Source organism: Streptomyces sp. NBC_00316, from assembly GCF_036158715.1.
GTDB lineage: Bacteria > Actinomycetota > Actinomycetes > Streptomycetales > Streptomycetaceae > Streptomyces.
Genome location: NZ_CP108023.1, coordinates 7,194,283 through 7,210,010, shown reverse-complemented (window position 1 = coordinate 7,210,010; position 15,728 = coordinate 7,194,283). Strand labels below are relative to the sequence as shown.

18 protein-coding genes and 6 tRNA genes are annotated in these 15,728 nt (G+C 70.4%); 9 read left to right on the top strand and 15 right to left on the bottom strand.

From position 1 onward, the window contains the following. Positions 1 to 534 precede the first annotated feature (534 nt). Positions 535 to 606: transfer RNA gene (locus OG878_RS32115), tRNA-Val, on the bottom strand. Between the two features lie 54 nt (positions 607 to 660). Then, positions 661 to 1,164 (bottom strand): TIGR02611 family protein, encoded by a 504-nt coding sequence (locus tag OG878_RS32110; RefSeq protein WP_328890013.1) that lies wholly within the window; start codon positions 1,162 to 1,164, stop codon positions 661 to 663. 190 nt (positions 1,165 to 1,354) lie between these two features. Between OG878_RS32110 and OG878_RS32105 the strand changes: the two genes are divergently transcribed. After that, on the top strand, positions 1,355 to 1,768 hold the full coding sequence (locus tag OG878_RS32105) for an SsgA family sporulation/cell division regulator (protein ID WP_003959770.1): 414 nt from the start codon (positions 1,355 to 1,357) through the stop codon (positions 1,766 to 1,768). Between the two features lie 353 nt (positions 1,769 to 2,121). Continuing rightward, positions 2,122 to 2,694: a CGNR zinc finger domain-containing protein gene (locus tag OG878_RS32100; protein ID WP_328890012.1), complete on the top strand. Its 573-nt coding sequence runs from the start codon at positions 2,122 to 2,124 to the stop codon at positions 2,692 to 2,694. 27 nt (positions 2,695 to 2,721) lie between these two features. Here OG878_RS32100 and OG878_RS32095 read toward each other — a convergent pair whose 3' ends face one another. From OG878_RS32095 to OG878_RS32085, 3 genes are all read right to left on the bottom strand, one after another. Further along, positions 2,722 to 2,877 (bottom strand): hypothetical protein, encoded by a 156-nt coding sequence (locus tag OG878_RS32095; RefSeq protein ID WP_328890011.1) that lies wholly within the window; start codon positions 2,875 to 2,877, stop codon positions 2,722 to 2,724. A gap of 169 nt (positions 2,878 to 3,046) precedes the next feature. Further along, positions 3,047 to 4,018 carry an acetylxylan esterase gene (locus tag OG878_RS32090; RefSeq protein WP_328890010.1) on the bottom strand — a complete coding sequence of 324 codons (972 nt, stop codon included), beginning with the start codon at positions 4,016 to 4,018 and terminating at the stop codon, positions 3,047 to 3,049. 555 nt (positions 4,019 to 4,573) lie between these two features. Further along, positions 4,574 to 5,029, bottom strand: coding sequence for a hypothetical protein (locus OG878_RS32085; protein ID WP_328891453.1), 456 nt, complete (start codon positions 5,027 to 5,029; stop codon positions 4,574 to 4,576). 201 nt (positions 5,030 to 5,230) lie between these two features. Between OG878_RS32085 and OG878_RS32080 the strand changes: the two genes are divergently transcribed. Continuing rightward, the gene (locus tag OG878_RS32080; RefSeq protein WP_328890009.1) at positions 5,231 to 5,746 is read left to right on the top strand and encodes a DsbA family protein; all 516 of its coding nucleotides are present in this window, start codon (positions 5,231 to 5,233) and stop codon (positions 5,744 to 5,746) included. Between the two features lie 56 nt (positions 5,747 to 5,802). Here the strand turns inward: OG878_RS32080 and OG878_RS32075 are convergent, their stop codons facing one another. The 3 genes from OG878_RS32075 to OG878_RS32065 form a co-directional block, all read right to left on the bottom strand. Continuing rightward, positions 5,803 to 6,642, bottom strand: coding sequence for a GNAT family N-acetyltransferase (locus OG878_RS32075; protein WP_328890008.1), 840 nt, complete (start codon positions 6,640 to 6,642; stop codon positions 5,803 to 5,805). 73 nt (positions 6,643 to 6,715) lie between these two features. Beyond that, positions 6,716 to 7,537: an aminotransferase class IV gene (locus OG878_RS32070; protein ID WP_328890007.1), complete on the bottom strand. Its 822-nt coding sequence runs from the start codon at positions 7,535 to 7,537 to the stop codon at positions 6,716 to 6,718. Continuing rightward, entirely contained in the window at positions 7,537 to 8,571 is a 1,035-nt protein-coding gene (locus tag OG878_RS32065; protein WP_328891452.1) for a chorismate-binding protein, read from the bottom strand. Before OG878_RS32065 ends, OG878_RS32070 begins: the two co-directional genes overlap by 1 nt. Before the next feature lie 163 nt (positions 8,572 to 8,734). Between OG878_RS32065 and OG878_RS32060 the strand changes: the two genes are divergently transcribed. From OG878_RS32060 to OG878_RS32040, 5 genes are all read left to right on the top strand, one after another. After that, positions 8,735 to 8,807, top strand: a tRNA-Gly gene (locus tag OG878_RS32060). Positions 8,808 to 8,844: 37 nt separating this feature from the next. Continuing rightward, positions 8,845 to 8,918: transfer RNA gene (locus OG878_RS32055), tRNA-Cys, on the top strand. 1 nt (position 8,919) lies between these two features. Next, positions 8,920 to 8,991, top strand: a tRNA-Val gene (locus OG878_RS32050). A gap of 19 nt (positions 8,992 to 9,010) precedes the next feature. Beyond that, positions 9,011 to 9,082, top strand: a tRNA-Val gene (locus tag OG878_RS32045). Positions 9,083 to 9,105: 23 nt separating this feature from the next. Next, positions 9,106 to 9,180 (top strand) — tRNA-Val (locus OG878_RS32040). Positions 9,181 to 9,265: 85 nt separating this feature from the next. Here OG878_RS32040 and OG878_RS42375 read toward each other — a convergent pair. The 6 genes from OG878_RS42375 to OG878_RS32015 form a co-directional block, all read right to left on the bottom strand. Beyond that, positions 9,266 to 9,382, bottom strand: coding sequence for an MFS transporter small subunit (locus OG878_RS42375; RefSeq protein ID WP_443049183.1), 117 nt, complete (start codon positions 9,380 to 9,382; stop codon positions 9,266 to 9,268). Next, the gene (locus OG878_RS32035) at positions 9,363 to 10,709 is read right to left on the bottom strand and encodes an L-lactate MFS transporter (protein ID WP_328890006.1); all 1,347 of its coding nucleotides are present in this window, start codon (positions 10,707 to 10,709) and stop codon (positions 9,363 to 9,365) included. The genes OG878_RS42375 and OG878_RS32035 overlap by 20 nt, the downstream gene beginning before the upstream one ends. Positions 10,710 to 10,875: 166 nt before the next feature. Then, complete coding sequence (locus OG878_RS32030; RefSeq protein WP_277325154.1) at positions 10,876 to 11,160, bottom strand: TFIIB-type zinc ribbon-containing protein; 285 nt, start codon at positions 11,158 to 11,160, stop codon at positions 10,876 to 10,878. A 68-nt stretch (positions 11,161 to 11,228) separates the two neighbouring features. Beyond that, the gene (locus OG878_RS32025) at positions 11,229 to 12,236 is read right to left on the bottom strand and encodes a phosphotransferase family protein (protein ID WP_328890005.1); all 1,008 of its coding nucleotides are present in this window, start codon (positions 12,234 to 12,236) and stop codon (positions 11,229 to 11,231) included. Positions 12,237 to 12,641: 405 nt separating this feature from the next. After that, on the bottom strand, positions 12,642 to 12,851 hold the full coding sequence (locus OG878_RS32020; protein WP_328890004.1) for a hypothetical protein: 210 nt from the start codon (positions 12,849 to 12,851) through the stop codon (positions 12,642 to 12,644). Between the two features lie 189 nt (positions 12,852 to 13,040). After that, on the bottom strand, positions 13,041 to 13,298 hold the full coding sequence (locus OG878_RS32015) for a hypothetical protein (protein WP_328890003.1): 258 nt from the start codon (positions 13,296 to 13,298) through the stop codon (positions 13,041 to 13,043). A 206-nt stretch (positions 13,299 to 13,504) separates the two neighbouring features. On the opposite strand from OG878_RS32015, the gene OG878_RS32010 reads away from it, so the two are divergent. Further along, on the top strand, positions 13,505 to 14,824 hold the full coding sequence (locus OG878_RS32010; protein WP_328890002.1) for a serine/threonine-protein kinase: 1,320 nt from the start codon (positions 13,505 to 13,507) through the stop codon (positions 14,822 to 14,824). Between the two features lie 21 nt (positions 14,825 to 14,845). Here OG878_RS32010 and OG878_RS32005 read toward each other — a convergent pair whose 3' ends face one another. After that, positions 14,846 to 15,664, bottom strand: a complete 819-nt coding sequence (locus OG878_RS32005) for a TrmH family RNA methyltransferase (RefSeq protein WP_328890001.1) — start codon at positions 15,662 to 15,664, stop codon at positions 14,846 to 14,848. Positions 15,665 to 15,728 lie beyond the last annotated feature (64 nt).

Here is a 15,728-nt window from a genome sequence, read left to right as displayed (position 1 = left end):
TTACGGACTCGGCCCGGGAATTGGCGTGGCCCGAGGACGTCCAGGTAATACCTGGCGCGCACGAGGCCAGCTGAGGCAGCTCACCGCATTGCCGGAACGCCCGAATACGCCCCGCATCAGGACGCCCCTCCGCCGTGCGATGCACCGCATCCGACGCCGCGCGCTGATCCACCGGGGATGACGGGACAGCCCTTGGGACGCACCTGTCGTCGCACCTGCGCTGAATTGCGGCCGAGTTGTGGAAACCGCAGGACGAATTGCCCACGACGGTCACGGTGTTGAACGTCTCCCCGGAATGCGCCGACCGGGAGCCGGGGAAGCACATCCTGCCCTTGATGCGCACGCGGACGCTGCTTCCCGGACGGTGCGATCGTCCCGTCGGCCGGCGGGGCCCGCCGTGACGACCGCCCCGCCCCTTCACTCCGGCCGAAGCGTCTCGCCCGTCCGCGGCGGCACACAGCGGGCCCGGGCGCCACGCGCGGAACATGCAGAGGGCCCGTGAGACTGTCCTGTCTCACGGGCCCTCTGTCCGGGTGGGCGATACTGGTTTCGAACCAGTGACCTCTTCGGTGTGAACGAAGCGCTCTCCCACTGAGCTAATCGCCCGGACGCACCGCAAACATTACCGCATGTCAGCGGTGCTCTACGACCGCCCCCGGGTCACTCGCGGATCTTCCAGGGCATCGTGATGCCGAACTTCCACACATAGATCCCGACCAGCACCGCGACGATCACCAGCCCGACGGCGGTGAGGATGATGTTCCGCCGCCGGACCTTGGGATCGAGCGCCTTCTGGGCCGCCTCGGTGACCTTCCGGCGGGTCCACCGCAGCACCAGCTGCGCCCAGACGAACTCGGTCGCCCAGATCGCCATGCCGCCGAAGATCACCAGCCAGCCCGGCCCGGGCAGCGGCAGCATGATGATGCCCGCCACGACCACGGCGAGGCCGGCCACGAAGACACCGACCTGCCAGCTCAGGTGGAGCGCCCTGGACGCCTTGATGAATCCGGGCGCCCGCGATCCGAGCTCCCGTTCCGCCGCGGCGTCGTCCTTCGTCACACCCTCCGTGACGTCAGGCGTCACGCCCCCTGTCACGTCCCCCGTAGCGGGTGCCGGGGCCGCCGCGTCGGCAGCCTCGTCCCGCGCGTCACTCTCCGCATTCATGTGGCCCAACTTACCGGAACAGGCTTTGTCACCGAAATGGGCGAATGACCCAAAGTTACACACCGCTGTACGAGCTATCCGAAGGATCACAAAAAGGTCAGAGGGGTTTACAACGCCACCGTAGGTGGCATGTCGATTTCGCCGACGTGCGAATCCCCGAGCGCACACTGAGCGAAAGGCCCTGGCGCTTATGAACACCACGGTCAGCTGCGAGCTGCACCTGCGCCTCGTTGTGTCGAGCGAGTCCTCACTGCCTGTACCCGCGGGCCTGCGGTATGACACGGCCGATCCGTATGCCGTGCACGCCACCTTCCACACCGGAGCGGAGGAGACGGTCGAATGGGTATTCGCCCGCGACCTCCTTGCCGAGGGGCTGCATAGGCCCACCGGCACCGGAGACGTACGTGTCTGGCCATCTCGTAGTCACGGCCAGGGCGTCGTCTGCATCGCGCTGAGCTCTCCAGAGGGCGAAGCCTTGCTCGAAGCCCCGGCGAGGGCCCTGGAGTCGTTCCTGAAGCGGACCGACGCCGCGGTGCCACCAGGCACCGAGCATCGCCACTTCGACCTCGACACGGAGCTCTCACACATCCTGGCCGAGAGCTGAGCCAGGTCGAGAGCTGCACAGCGCCGTCCGACTCGGGGCGACGGCGCCGCGCAGACAACCACATAGGGCAGACACCGACGCCGTGACCACGGAATCCACCGTGGTGACGGCGTCGGCACATGTTCCACCGCGCATACCGGCGCACACCCGGTCCATGGATACGCGCGCAGCGGGCCCAGCGCGCCCTCCTGCGCCCCTGTACGCCTCCCAGGGCCCCCTGGCGCCCCCCGTAGCCGGCAAGCACTCCTCGCGGGCCCCACGCCCCTCTCGTACCGATGTGCGACTTTGCCGAGCCAGTAGAGTCAGCCCGCATCGGCGGGCGCCCCGCTCGCCGGAGGCCAGGGAGCGAAAGCGTGCTGATCCCCCACGACACCCGGATCGCCCTCGAAACGGTGGTCGATCTGGTGAACACCGCACAGACGACCGACCAGCAGGAGGCCGGACAGAGCGACCGTCTCGCCGACATCGAAGCGCTGTACGAATTCACCCGGCGGCATCGCATCAGCGGCGTCGGCGACCTCAGCGAGAAGGACCTGCGGGCTGTACAGGATGTACGGACCCGGTTCGCGGAGATCTTCGCGACGCACGATGCCGAAATCGCCGCCGGTCTCGTCAACAGTCTCGTGGCCGCCGCGGGCACCACACCGCAGCTCAGCAATCACGACGGCTACGACTGGCATGTCCATTACTTCGCGCCGGACGCCTCTGTCGCCGACCATCTCGCCGCCGACTGCGGCATGGCGCTGGCCTTCATCGTCGTCGCGGGCGAGCAGGAGCGGCTGCGGCGCTGCGAGGCGCCGGACTGCCGGGACGCGTTCGTGGATCTGTCCCGCAACCGCTCCCGCAGGTACTGCTCCAGCCGCACCTGCGGTAATCGACTGCATGTCGCCGCGTACCGGGCACGCCGCAGGGAGGCGGCCGGCTGACCGCTCGCCGCCGGTCTCATCGCCCGCTCACAGCAGGAAGAGATCATGCAACGCGGCCATCAGCAGCAGGCCGCCGACCACCGTGAGGAAGATCATCAGAGGGGGCTGGGACAGCGCGAAGAGGCAGCCACGCGGCTCTTCGGCAGGGGGTGCGGGGGTATCGCCCCGGGAGGTGTCCACCATCTCGGGACGATCATGGCGCAGAACGGACTCCGTCGGCGATCAACACGCCTTTTTATGACGGGAGTTCACTCTTCACGTGGCCGGGAGGATTCGCTCCGGCGTCCGACCCGCCGTCACACATTCGGGACCACGCCCGGTTTCCCCCGCCGCTCCCCCTGTTCCGCACCGCTCAGCCGAGATCGCGCAACATGCGCAGCTGGACTGCCCGGTGGGCCGATGCGCCGCCCTCGTGATTGTTCCAGGGGTAGACCTCGATCTCCTTCGGACCCGCCCAGTGGTTGTAGGCGGCGAAGACCGTGGACGGCGGGCAGACGGTGTCCATCAGCGCCACCGAGTAGAGCGCCGGGACAGTGGCCCGGGCGGCGAAGCTGATGCCGTCGAAGTAGGACAGCGTACGGAACACCTGCTCGGCTTCGCCGCGTTGCGTGGCGAGGAAGCGCACGATCTCCTGGTACGGATCCTTCTCGGTGATCTCGACGGCCCGCCGGAAGTGGGACAGGAACGGTACGTCTATCAGCGCGGCCTTCACATGCGGGCTGAGCCCGGCCACCGCCTGGGCGATGCCGCCGCCCTGGCTGCCGCCGTGCACGACGATGCGGTCCGGGTCGACGGACGGGTGGGTGCGGGCCACCTCCACGGCGCGGACCGCGTCGGTGAAGACGCGCCGGTAGTAGTACTCCTCGGGGTCGAGGATGCCGCGGGTCATGAAGCCGGGCGACTGCGGATTGGCACCGCCGTGCGGGTCGGGGGTGGAACCCGCCGAGTGGCTGTTGACGGCGCCCTGGCCACGGGTGTCGACGAGCAGGGTGGCCCAGCCGGCCGCGGGCCACACCAGGTGGTCGTGCGGAAGTCCGCGGCCACCGCCGTAACCGAGGTAGTGGACGACGCACGGGAGGGGGCCCTCGGCACCCGCCGGAACGTTCAGCCACGCGCGGATACGGTGACCACCCCAGCCGGAGAAGGTCACATCGTGCACGTCGACGTTGTTCAACGCGGCGTCGTACGGCCGGAATTCGGGATCGAGCGGGAATCCGGAGGACTCGTCGAGGGTGCGCTTCCAGAAGGCGTCGAAGTCGACGGGCTCGCCGGACTCGGGGCGGTAGTCGCGGAGTTGGTCCAGGGGCAGATCGAACAGGGGCACGGGTTCTCCGTTTCGGTCATGTGGAAGAAAGGACGGAAGGCGGGGACGGACGGGGAGCGAATCCCGGGAGCGAGCCGGAGGAACCGGGCGTCTTCGGCAGGTGGGTACGGCGCCGTGCCGGGGCGCGCGAGGCCCGCTCCGGCTGGAGCACCCCGCCGCGGTGGCCGTGCATGCCGTTCCCGTCGCCCACCTCCGTCAGCAGGAGTTCCACGGGTGGACGGGGAGCGAGCCCGAGCAGTCCCCCCACGACGGCACTGCGACGCCTCGCGGACGCACGCACCGGACCCGGCGGGCCCGGGTCTGCGACGGCCCTGCTTCGGATCGGCCGGTCACATGCGACACGGCGCCCGCGCAGGCTCCGGCCTGCCGGGCCACGTCCTCGATCCTTGCCACACGCGCCACTCGCCCTGCCCCAGCCCGATTCGTTCCCCCAACCCGTCGGGGACGCTAGCCCCGCTCCCGTGGAGCGTCAAGGATCAGGCGTGGACCGGTTCACCTGCGATTTCGCGGCGACTCACGTTGCCTCACCGTCGATGGCCGCTCGCGGTCCTGGGTTCAGATGCCGTGCTTCTTCAGGATGGCCTCGATGTCGCTGAAGTCCTCGCCCGGGGCGCCGGCCTCCTGCTTCTGTTTCGGCTTCGTCTGCGGCCGGTCCGCGGGCACACCGCTCCCGAGTGAGGGCACCGACGCTGCCGGTGCGACGGCACCGCTCTGCGCCGCCTGCGCGGCGGCCTTGCGCTCCTTGCGGGTACCGACGCCGCGCCGTTCGATGGCACGCGTGGTCATGAAGAGCAGCCAGGCCACCCCGAGCAGCCCGAAGCCGAGCCAGACGCTGGGCTGGAACGCGATATCGGTGACCCACTGGACCACACCGGTCAGCACCAGGCCGATCGGGATCAGGGAGTAGGCGGCGATCCGCGTCGCGGTGAGGAATCGCTTCCGGTACGCGGTCACGGCGGCGATGCCCAAGCCCGCCGCGGACACCGCGGAGCAAATGGTCTCGGCAAGCATCGGGGCCTCCAGGCGCACGGGGAAACGTCCCTTCCATCCTGCACCGCCCACCCGCCCCGCGGCCATGATCCAGGACCGCATCAGGGACATTTCAGGGCCGGAGTCCTCCCCAGGTGCCGATGGGTGGCCGGTCACCCACCGCCCCGGGGCCGAGGCGGATGCCGGTTGGGATGGGTGTGCGGGCCCTGGGAGACTGGTCCCATGAGCGATTCCACTCCCGCCGCCCCGGTCGTCCTCGATGTCTGGTGCGAGCTCCAGTGCCCCGACTGCCACCGCGCCCTCACCGATGTGCACGCCCTGCGCGCCCGGTACGGCGACCGGCTCGACGTGCGACTGCGGCACTTCCCGCTGGAGAAGCACAAGCACGCCTATGCCGCCGCCCAGGCGGCCGAGGAGGCCGCGGAACAGGGCATGGACTGGCCGTACATCGAGGCCGTACTCGCCAGGACCGACGAGCTCGGCCGCTCGGGCGAGCCGGTGCTGATCGAGGTGGCGCGCGAACTCGGCCTGGACGCCGAGGAGTTCGACACCGCCCTGATCGACGGACGGCACATGCTGATCGTCGACGCCGACCAGGCCGAGGGCAAGGCCATCGGCGTGACCGGCACCCCCACGTATGTGATCGGCGGCGAGCGGCTGGACGGCGGCACGAGCCAGGACGGGCTGCGCGAGCGGATCGAGGAGATCGCCGACCGCCTGATCGCGGGGCAGGGCTGACCGTGACCACGGACCGGTGACCGTCCCGCTGCGCCGCCGGGCCGGGCCCGGCGGGGCTACAGCGGCGTGACGAGGTTGTACTGGGTCACCGTGTAACCGAGCGACTCGTACAGCCGGACCGCCGGAGTGTTGGACGAGAGGACGTGCAGCCCGATGCGTTCGTGCCCGGCGGCGAGCGCGATGCGTTCCGCCTCCAGCATCAGCGCCCGGCCGTACCCCCGGCCGCGGAACGTCTCCTCCACCTCGACGTCGAAGACGTACCCGACCAGCGTCCCCGGGTGCATCTCGAAACCCGACACCCAGACATGTCCCACCACACCGTCGCCCTCATGGACCAGGGTGTGCAGATGGGCGCCCTCCGTGGCGAGTCCGTGCGGCAGATGCGTCCGGTGGGAGATCTCGGCCTTGCGCAGAGCCTCGTCCGCCGGGACGCCGCGCTCGATCCATGTCTGCGCGTAGCCCGTGACGGCGGTGGTCGCCCACTGTTCGAACTCCGCCTCCGTCATCGGCCGCCCGGTGACACGGTCGGGCAGGACAGGGGGGTTGCGCGGCAGGTCCTTGATCATGTTCCTGCTGCGCTCGGTGCAGCCGAGCGCGGCGGCGAGCCGCTGTCCGGCCGTGTTGTCCGACCCGACCGAGAGCTCCAGCCGGGAGCACCCCCAGCCGCGCAGCACCTCCTCGGCGGCCAGTACGGCGATGGTGCCGCGGCCGCGCCTGCGGTGGGGTTCGTCGATCCGCAGGGAGCGCAGCACCCCTGCCGTCGCCCCGAACTCCGGATCGGTGCCGATCTCGACGGCGCCGACCGGCCGTCCGTTGTCGCACACGTCGTACGCGCGGCTCCGCGCGCCGTCGGCGCCTTGCTGGATCGGCCCGGTCGGCCGGAGGGTCGTGGTCATCACCGGTGTTCTATCCGCTGCGCCCCGGACCGTCACCCGATTTTGCGGATCCGGGCCGGGCACGGACCCGGGCTCACGGATCGAGGTCGTTCCCCGCACGCTCGTCGAAGATCCGCATGGCCTTCGCCGTCACGGGTCCGGGTGTGCCGGGCAGCTCCCGGCCGTCGATCCGGTGGACGGCCTGGACGTCCCGGAGGCTGGAGGTCAGGAAGACCTCCTCGGCAAGATCCAGGACTTCCATGGACAGGTCGGTCTCGCGCGCCCCGGTCCATGCCACGACCAGTGCGCGGGTGATCCCGGCGAGGCAGCCGGAGGCGACCGGCGGGGTGTACAGCTGTCCGTCGAGCACGACGAAGACGTTGGATCCGGTGCCTTCGCAGAGCTGCCCGACCGTGTTGGCGAAGAGCGCCTCCGAGGCGCCCTGCTCATGGGCGCGGGCGAGAGCGACCACGTTCTCCGCGTACGACGTGGTCTTGAGCCCGACGAGCGCGCCGCGTTCGTTGCGCGTCCAGGAGACGGTGATCACCGCGGTGGTGTCGGGGCGCCGTGCTGCCTCGCCGAGTGCGACGACGAGGCCGGTGCCTTCGTTGCCGCGGTCGGAACCGAGCGGGGAGACCCCGCCGGTGTACGTGATGCGCAGCCGGCCGAGCTCCATGGGATTGGCGTCGATGACGGCGGCGCAGGCCCGGCGCACCTCGTCGAGGTCGGGGTCGGGCAGTCCGAGGCCGCGGGCCGAGCGGGTCAGCCGGTCGAGGTGCCGGGTGAGGGCGAAGGGCCGGCCGGCGGTCGTCCTCACCGTCTCGAAGATGCCGTCGCCCACGGTCAGTCCGTGGTCGAACACGGACACCTGGGCGTCGGCGGCGTCGTGCAGTGCGCCGTTGACCCAAATCCTCATCACGCGGTCCTTCCCGTCGCTTGCTGGGCGCCCGACGCTACAGCGAGCAGCCGGTGCGCCTTGAGCTCGGTCTCGTCCCACTCGCGCTCCGGGTCGGAGCCCCAGGTGATACCGGCCCCGGTGCCGAACCGGAGAACCGGGGCGGCTCCGGTCCGGTCGACCCAGAAGGTCCGGATGCCCACGGCGAGGCCGGCGGTGGAGCGATCGGCATCGACCCACCCGATGCCGCCGCAGTAGGGGCCCCGGGGTGCGGTCTCCAGTGAGTCGATGATCCGCAGGGCGCTGGACTTGGGTGCCCCGGTGACGGAACCGGGCGGGAAGGCGGCGGCGAGCAGCTCGGGCCAGCCGACGCCGTCGGCGAGGCGGCCCCGCACGGTGGAGACGAGGTGGACGAGTCCCGGGTGCTTCTCCACCACACAGAGGTCGGGGACCGTGACCGTTCCGGTGGCGCAGACGCGGCCCAGGTCGTTGCGGACCAGGTCGACGATCATCACGTTCTCGGCGTGGTCCTTCTCCAGCAGGTCGTCCTCGGTGCGGCCGGTGCCCTTGATCGGTCCTGACTCGATCGTGCGGCCGTCCCGCTTCAGGAAGAGCTCGGGTGACGCGGTGGCGATCTCCACGCCGTGCGCAGGCAGCCGAATCGTTCCTGCGTACGGGGCGGGGTTGCCGCGCGCCAGCAGCGCGGTGAGGGCGTCGACGTCCGCGGCGGCCGGGTCCGGCAGCACCGCGGTCATCACCCGGCAGAGGTTGGCCTGGTAGACCTCGCCGGCCGCTATGCACGCGCGGATGTGGCGTACGCCGGCGGTGTACGCGGCGCGGTCCAGGGACGAGGTCCAGTCACCGGCCCCCGGCCCGCGCCAGGCTCCGGGCACGGGCGCGGGCACCGGCGCGGTCCGTACGGTGCCGAAGCGGGCGCAGACGAGGCCGCCCTCGAAATCGGCGCATACGGCCCAGAAGCCGGACGAGTCGAGGGCTGCGGGATCACTGGTCACGTCCTGCAGATCGGACGCGACGAGGCCGCCGAAGCGGGCCATTGGAGCGAGGTCGTGCACGCTGCTGAGTCTAGGACGGCACACGGTGACCTGCGCCGGGGCGCAGCCACCGCAGCACGCTGCACAAACGCGTTTTTGTACTGGCCCGGGAATCCGCTAGAGTTCAACACGTCGCCGGGACACGCAAGTGAAACGGAACCGACAAGCGGACGTGGCTCAGTTGGTAGAGCATCACCTTGCCAAGGTGAGGGTCGCGAGTTCGAATCTCGTCGTCCGCTCGAAGTGGGGGATCTTTTCCCGAACCCCTGCACTCCTGGTGGAGTGGCCGAGAGGCGAGGCAACGGCCTGCAAAGCCGTCTACACGGGTTCAAATCCCGTCTCCACCTCCAAGGACGATTAGCTCAGCGGGAGAGCGCTTCCCTGACACGGAAGAGGTCACTGGTTCAATCCCAGTATCGTCCACTGGTCCGCAAGGATCCCCGCGCGATTAGCTCAGCGGGAGAGCGCTTCCCTGACACGGAAGAGGTCACTGGTTCAATCCCAGTATCGCGCACGCAGTACACGCAGGTTCACCCTGCGCGATTAGCTCAGCGGGAGAGCGCTTCCCTGACACGGAAGAGGTCACTGGTTCAATCCCAGTATCGCGCACCAGCCGAAGCCCCGGTCGTCTCCACGACCGGGGCTTCGTCGTTGCTGCGGAACTCCGGCGCCGTCCGCTCCGGCCGGCCGGCTGGGGTCAGTCGGTGAAGAGCTGGGTGGCCTTGAGGATCAGTTCGTACAGCCCGTAGGCGAACGGCACGGCGACCCAGAGCCAGACCACGGCGGTGAGTGTTCTACGACTCTTGGTGGGCACGGGACTTCCTCTCCGCTGCCTCGTGGAAGCGTGGATGGACGGGGCGTACGAACTCGTTGGCGACGAAGCCGACGATCAGCAGCCCGATCATGATCGTCAGTGATGTTGTGTAGAGGCCGGATCCGCTCCGTCCCGCCCGCTCCCCCGCGTCCGCCACCCAGTTGACGATCAGCGGACCGAGGACACCGGCGGTCGACCAGGCGGTCAGCAGCCGGCCGTGGATGGCGCCCACCTGGTACGTACCGAAGAGGTCCTGCAGATAGGCGGGGACCGTGGCGAATCCGCCTCCGTAGAAGGAGAGGATCACCAGCGCACAGCAGACGAAGAGCGGCTTGGAGCTGCCGAATTCGACGATCGCGAGATACATCAGGGCGCCGACGCCGAGATAGACGCGGTACATGTTCTTGCGGCCGATGAGGTCCGAGGTGGAGGACCACAGGAGCCGTCCGGTCATGTTGGCCAGGGAGAGCAGGGCGACGAAGCCCGCCGCGGCGGAGGCCGTGACCGGAGCGGAGGAGTCCGCGAAGAAGTCCGAGATCATCGGGGCGGCCTTCTCCAGAATGCCGATGCCTGCGGTGACGTTCATGCAGAGCACCACCCACAGACACCAGAACTGCGGTGTGCGCAGCGCGTTGCGTGCGGAGACCTGGGCCGTGGTGACGAGACGACGGGTCTCCTCCTTCGGTTGCCAGCCGGCCGGCAGCCAGCCGTCCGGGGGCACCCGGACGAGGAAGACTCCGAGCGCCATGAAACCGGCGTAGGCGAGACCGTGGACCAGGAAGGTGGTCGCGATTCCCGCCCTGTCGGTGCCGAAGCCGTCGAGCATCGCGGTCGACCAGGGCGAGGCGATCAGCGCGCCGCCGCCGAAGCCCATGATGGCGATACCGGTGGCCATGCCGGGGCGGTCGGGGAACCACTTGATGAGCGTGGAGACCGGCGAGATGTAACCGATGCCGAGGCCGATACCGCCGATCCCGCCGTAGCCGAGGACGACCAGCCAGAACTGACCGGTGGCCACGCCGAGGGCGCCGACGAGAAAGCCCGAGGAGAAGCAGACGAGGGACACGAACATCGCCCAGCGCGGTCCGTTGCGTTCGACGAGGGTGCCGCCGAAGGCCGCGGAGAGGCCGAGCATGACGATGGCGAGCTGGAAGGGGAGGGCGCTGGCGGTGCCGGAAAGGTCGAGTGCTGATTCGAGCGGGGGCTTGAACACGCTCCAGGCGTAGGCCTGCCCGATCGAGAGATGCACGGCGAGCGCGGCAGGCGGAACCAGCCAGCGGCTCCAGCCGGGTGGCGCGACGGTCCGGGACCGATGGAGGAAGGTCATGGGCCGGAACTTTAAGGATCAACCATGCCGGTGCCTAGATGCCGGACAAAGAAATTGTCGACGGTATTCACAGCGGACGGGGGCGGGTTGCATCCGCGGCGGCCCGGCCGTGCACGGAGCGGGCCCCGGACACACGGTGTCCGGGGCCCGCTCCGTGTCCGCTCGGTCAGGAGGAGAAGAGCATGTGACCGAAGCTCTTGTGCCGGTAGTGACCGCCGTGGTGGCCGCCGTGGTGCTGCGGGGCACCCCAGGCGGGGGCCGGCGCTGCCGGGTAGGCCTGGGGGGCGGGCGGCGCGGGCGGGGCCTGCTGGGTCCACTGCGCCTCGATGCGGGTCAGGGTCTCCAGCTCGCCGTAGTCGAGGAATATCCCCCGGCAGCCGCTGCACTGCTCGATCTGGATGCCGTTGCGGTTGTACGTCTGCATCTGCGCGTGGCACTTGGGACACTGCATGGTCGGCTCAGCTCCTCGCCGTCGGTTCGCCGTCCCCGGAATTCATGCCCGGAGACGATCGGTTCACCCTACGACGAGTGTTCGGCGGTCAACTCGGGCGGGAGGGAGGCAATTCGGGCACAGGCATCGATCATCGTCTGTTCCACCTCGTCCGGAGTTCGCCGCTGCGCGGCGGACTTGACGAACGCCAGCGCGGCGGTCTGCACCGTCAGGGCACGGGCGGGCACGTCAAGTTCGGGCCAGGGGTCGCCCTCGGCGCGTATCGCGGGCCCGCCGGCCGCTCGGTAGGCGTCCAGGAAGCGCAGCCAGACCTCGGGGGGCAGCAGCCCGGCCGCGTACCAGGCGGCGGGGCGTGCGAGGTCCCAGGCGGGGTCGCCGAGGCCCAGGTCGTCGACGTCGATGAGCAGCCAGGGGCCGTGCGGGGCGGGATGGCGGACGAGCTGGCCGAGATGCAGATCGCCGTGGCAGAGGAAACGCGACCGGTGCGGGGGCGTGGCGGCCTCGTCTCGGGCCCAGGCGGGCAGGCGCCGCCATGCCTCGCGTACGGGGGCGGTGGCCGGGTCGTCGGGCCGGGCCGCGTGCATCCGGGCCACGGCGCGTGCGGCCTTCGCGGGGCCGCGCATCGTGGGGAGCGCCGGGACGGGCGGGCCCGTGGGCGTGGACGCGGCCACGGGCGAGGTGCGGTGGAGCCTGGCCAGGAGGCCGGCGGCCTCCTCCCAGGGGGCGGCGTCGGGGTCGGCCGGGTCGACGGGGTCGCCGTGGGGCCAGAGGGTCACGGTGCGGCCGTGCACCGTGACGGTGGGGGTGGCGGGCCCGGACGGCCGGGACACGGGTGGCAGGAGGACGCCGGCCAGGGCGGCGGACGAGGCCAGTGCCAGCCGGGCGGTCAGGGCCGCGGTGTCGGTCCCCGGGGCGTGGGCCTTCGCGACCACCGGGCCGCTGCGGACGACGGTGCCGTCGGCACGGTCCGCGAGCACCGCCGGTGCGGGGCAGGCGCAGGGGCCCCCGGCGTCGGCGGACGGGTGCACCGCGTCATGGGCGAGGGCACCCAGCGCGCGGACGACTGCGGTGGTCACGGTCTCCCCCGGTGGCAACAGGTCCGACCCGGTCCACCCGGGCCGCCGCCCAGCGTACGGGCCACCGCGCAGGCCGCGGGACGGCGCCCAAGGGCTGTCCCGTCACCCCTGGTGGATCAGCGTGCGGCGTCGGATGTGGTGCATCGCACGGCGGAGGAGCGTCCTCGTGCGGGGCCGTATTCGGGCGTTCCGGCAACGCAGCGAGGTGCCGCAACTGCCGTCGTGCGCCCACCAGGGGTGACGGGACAGCCCTTGGCGCGACGTGAAAGCCCCCGGACAGCGCGATGTCCGGTCAGCTCCCCAGCTGACCGGACAAACGCTGCCGTCCGCCGCACCCCCGTCCCCACGGGGTTGTTGGCCGGATGTCCCGGTCCGGACCGCTCTTCCGGACCCGCGGAGCGCCGCTCAGCGCCCCAGCATCACGCCCACGGACGACGCCTGTGTGACCACTGCGTCCCAGCCGCCGAAGACGACTACGAGCAGGGCCGCCAGAGGAAGAACCATGGCCGTCGCCACCAGCGGGTGGCGCGTACCGGACGACGGGCGGCTGCCGAACGCGGCTTGTGCCCTGCGTCCCTGCGTGCGGATCACCGTCCGCGCTGCCGTGTCCGCCATGGTTCCTCTCCTGACCTGTTGTGGGAGCGGCGGGCGTTTGACCTCGGGGGACGAGTGCTACGCCCACCGCTTGACCTCAACACTAGGGACCCCGGTGGCGCGGGACATCATGCCCGCGTACCGATTGCCGGGCCTCCCGGAGGATGAGCCGTCGGTAGTCGGCGTACTCCCCTGGGTGGAGATCGGGGGTCAGGCCTTGGGGTCATCCCTCAGGGGGCTCTCGGATGCGTCCTCCCGGGGAATCGGATGTTCGACGAGGGCGAGCACCCTGTTCGCCATGAAGCGGGCGGTGCGGACGACAGAGCCGCTCCGCGTGACTTCGCTCACTTCGACCACCCCTCGGCTGATGGCCGTCTCGACCCTGCGGCCCGCCCTGCCGGCCACCACTTCGTAGGTACGCGTCGTGTCTCCGGCATCCACGACTATCTCGACTCGATCGCCCTTCATTGATCCAATCCCCCTTCTGCGACGGTCCTTTGAGATCTCGCACGGGCCAGGCAGCGTGGATCCGCAGCTCCCTGACCACCCTTCAAGTTTCCCATCCGGCACTGACAATCGATGGGCGGACGAGGGCGCGGCCTCTGAGCGCGCCGGGCCACGGGTACGTAAGCTGTGCCACGTCAGGCGGACCAGGCAGCGGGGATGGGCAGACGATGGCGATGATGCGGCTCCGGCGCGAGGACCCGCGTGTCGTCGGCTCGTTCAGACTGCACCGGCGACTCGGGGCGGGCGGCATGGGGGTCGTCTACCTGGGTTCGGACCGGCGTGGCCAGCGGGTGGCCCTCAAGGTGATCCGCCCGGATCTCGCCGAGGACCAGGAGTTCCGTTCGCGTTTCGCGCGCGAGGTGTCGGCGGCGCGACGGATCCGCGGCGGCTGCACGGCGCGGCTGGTGGCGGCCGATCTGGAGGCGGACCGCCCGTGGTTCGCCACGCAGTACGTCCCCGGCCCCTCGTTGCACGACAAGGTGGCCGAGGAGGGCCCGCTGTCGGCGGCCGAGGTGGCGTCGATCGGGGCGGCTCTCTCCGAGGGGCTGGTGGCGGTGCACGAGGCCGGTGTCGTCCACCGTGATCTGAAGCCGTCGAACATCCTTCTCTCCCCCAAGGGCCCCCGGATCATCGACTTCGGGATCGCCTGGGCGACCGGGGCGAGCACACTCACGCATGTCGGCACGGCGGTGGGATCGCCCGGGTTCCTGGCGCCCGAGCAGGTGCGGGGCGCGGCGGTCACACCCGCGACGGACGTGTTCTCGCTGGGTGCCACGCTGGCGTACGCGGCAACAGCCGATTCGCCTTTCGGGCACGGCAGTTCCGAGGTGATGCTGTACCGCGTGGTGCACGAGGAACCTCAGTTGTTCGACGTGCACGACGCGTTGGCGCCCCTGGTGAGCGCCTGTCTGGCGAAGGACCCGGAGGAGCGGCCGAGCACGCTTCAACTCTCCATGCGGCTCAAGGAGATCGCGGCCCGTGAGGCGCAGGGGCTGCACGAGAGCCGGCCGCCCGTACAGCGCTCGGCCCAGGAGCTGGAACGGCCGACCGGCCGGCTCGACGGCCCGTACACCGAACAGCAGACCCGGCGCGCGGGGAGCCCTCCGGCGCCCCGTCCGCAGAGCCGGCAGACCGCGCCCGCACGCGCCGCTTCGCCGCGTACCGGCGGTTCGCGGCCGCAGCAGCCGCGCAACACCACGCGCTCCGGCAAGCGTCCCCAGACCACCAACGGAACGAACGGCACGAAGGGGCGGCCGGGCACCCGGCCCGGGACCCGTACGACTTCGACGGGCCGCCGGCCGGCCAACCCGCGGCTGCTGCGGCAGCGTCTCGTCGTCTTCGTCGTGGTGACGCTACTGGTGGCGCTGGGGATCGCGGCGGCGCAGGGGTGCCAGGGACCGGCCCGTGGGCTCGGCGCCTCACAGAACCCGGGACTGCATGAGCAGCACGAGCAGCACGAGCGACAACTGTTGCCGCGGCAGCAGTAACGGGCGCCGGCCGGCGCCCGGTCAGTCCTGCGGGCGGCCTGTCGCCACGGCGTAGAACGCCACGGCGGCGGCCGCGCCCACGTTCAGCGAATCGACGCCGTGCGCCATCGGGATGCGTACCCATTCATCGGCCGCGACCAGCGCCTGGGTGGACAGTCCGTCGCCCTCGGCGCCGAGCATCAGCGCCACCTTGTCCATCCGGTGCGGCGCCGCCTCGTCGATGCTGCTGGCCTTGTCGTCGGGGGTGAGCGCCAGGAGCTTGAAGCCCGCCTCCCGTACGGTCTCGAGGGCCTTGGGCCAAGTGTCGAGACGGGCGTACGGGACGGAGAAGACCGCACCCATGGACACCTTGACGGAGCGCCGGTAGAGCGGATCGGCGCAGTCCGGAGAGAGCAGCACCGCATCCATGCCGAGGGCGGCGGCGCTGCGGAAGATGGCCCCGATGTTGGTGTGGTCGTTGACCGACTCCATGACGACGACCCGGCGGGTCCTCGTCAGCAGGTCGTCGGCCGTCGGCAGCGGTTTGCGCTGCATGGAGGCGAGAGCGCCGCGGTGCACGTGGTAGCCGGTGACGCGTTCGGCGAGCTCCGGGCTGACCGCGTAGACCGGTGCCGGGACCTCGTCGATGACGTCGCGCATGACATCGACCCACTTCGCCGAGAGCAGCATGGACCGCATCTCGTACCCGGCGTGCCTGGCGCGTCTGATCACCTTCTCGCCCTCGGCGATGAAGAGGCCTTCGGCGGGCTCCCGCCTGCGCCGCAGTTCGACGTCTGTGAGGCCCGTGTAGTCGCGCAGGCGCGGGTCGTCGGGGTCGTCGACGGTGATGAGATCAGCCACAGGTTCGATACTGCCTTGTCCGGTGTGTGGTGCCAACGGCTTGGAAGAAGATCTGTTACCGCTG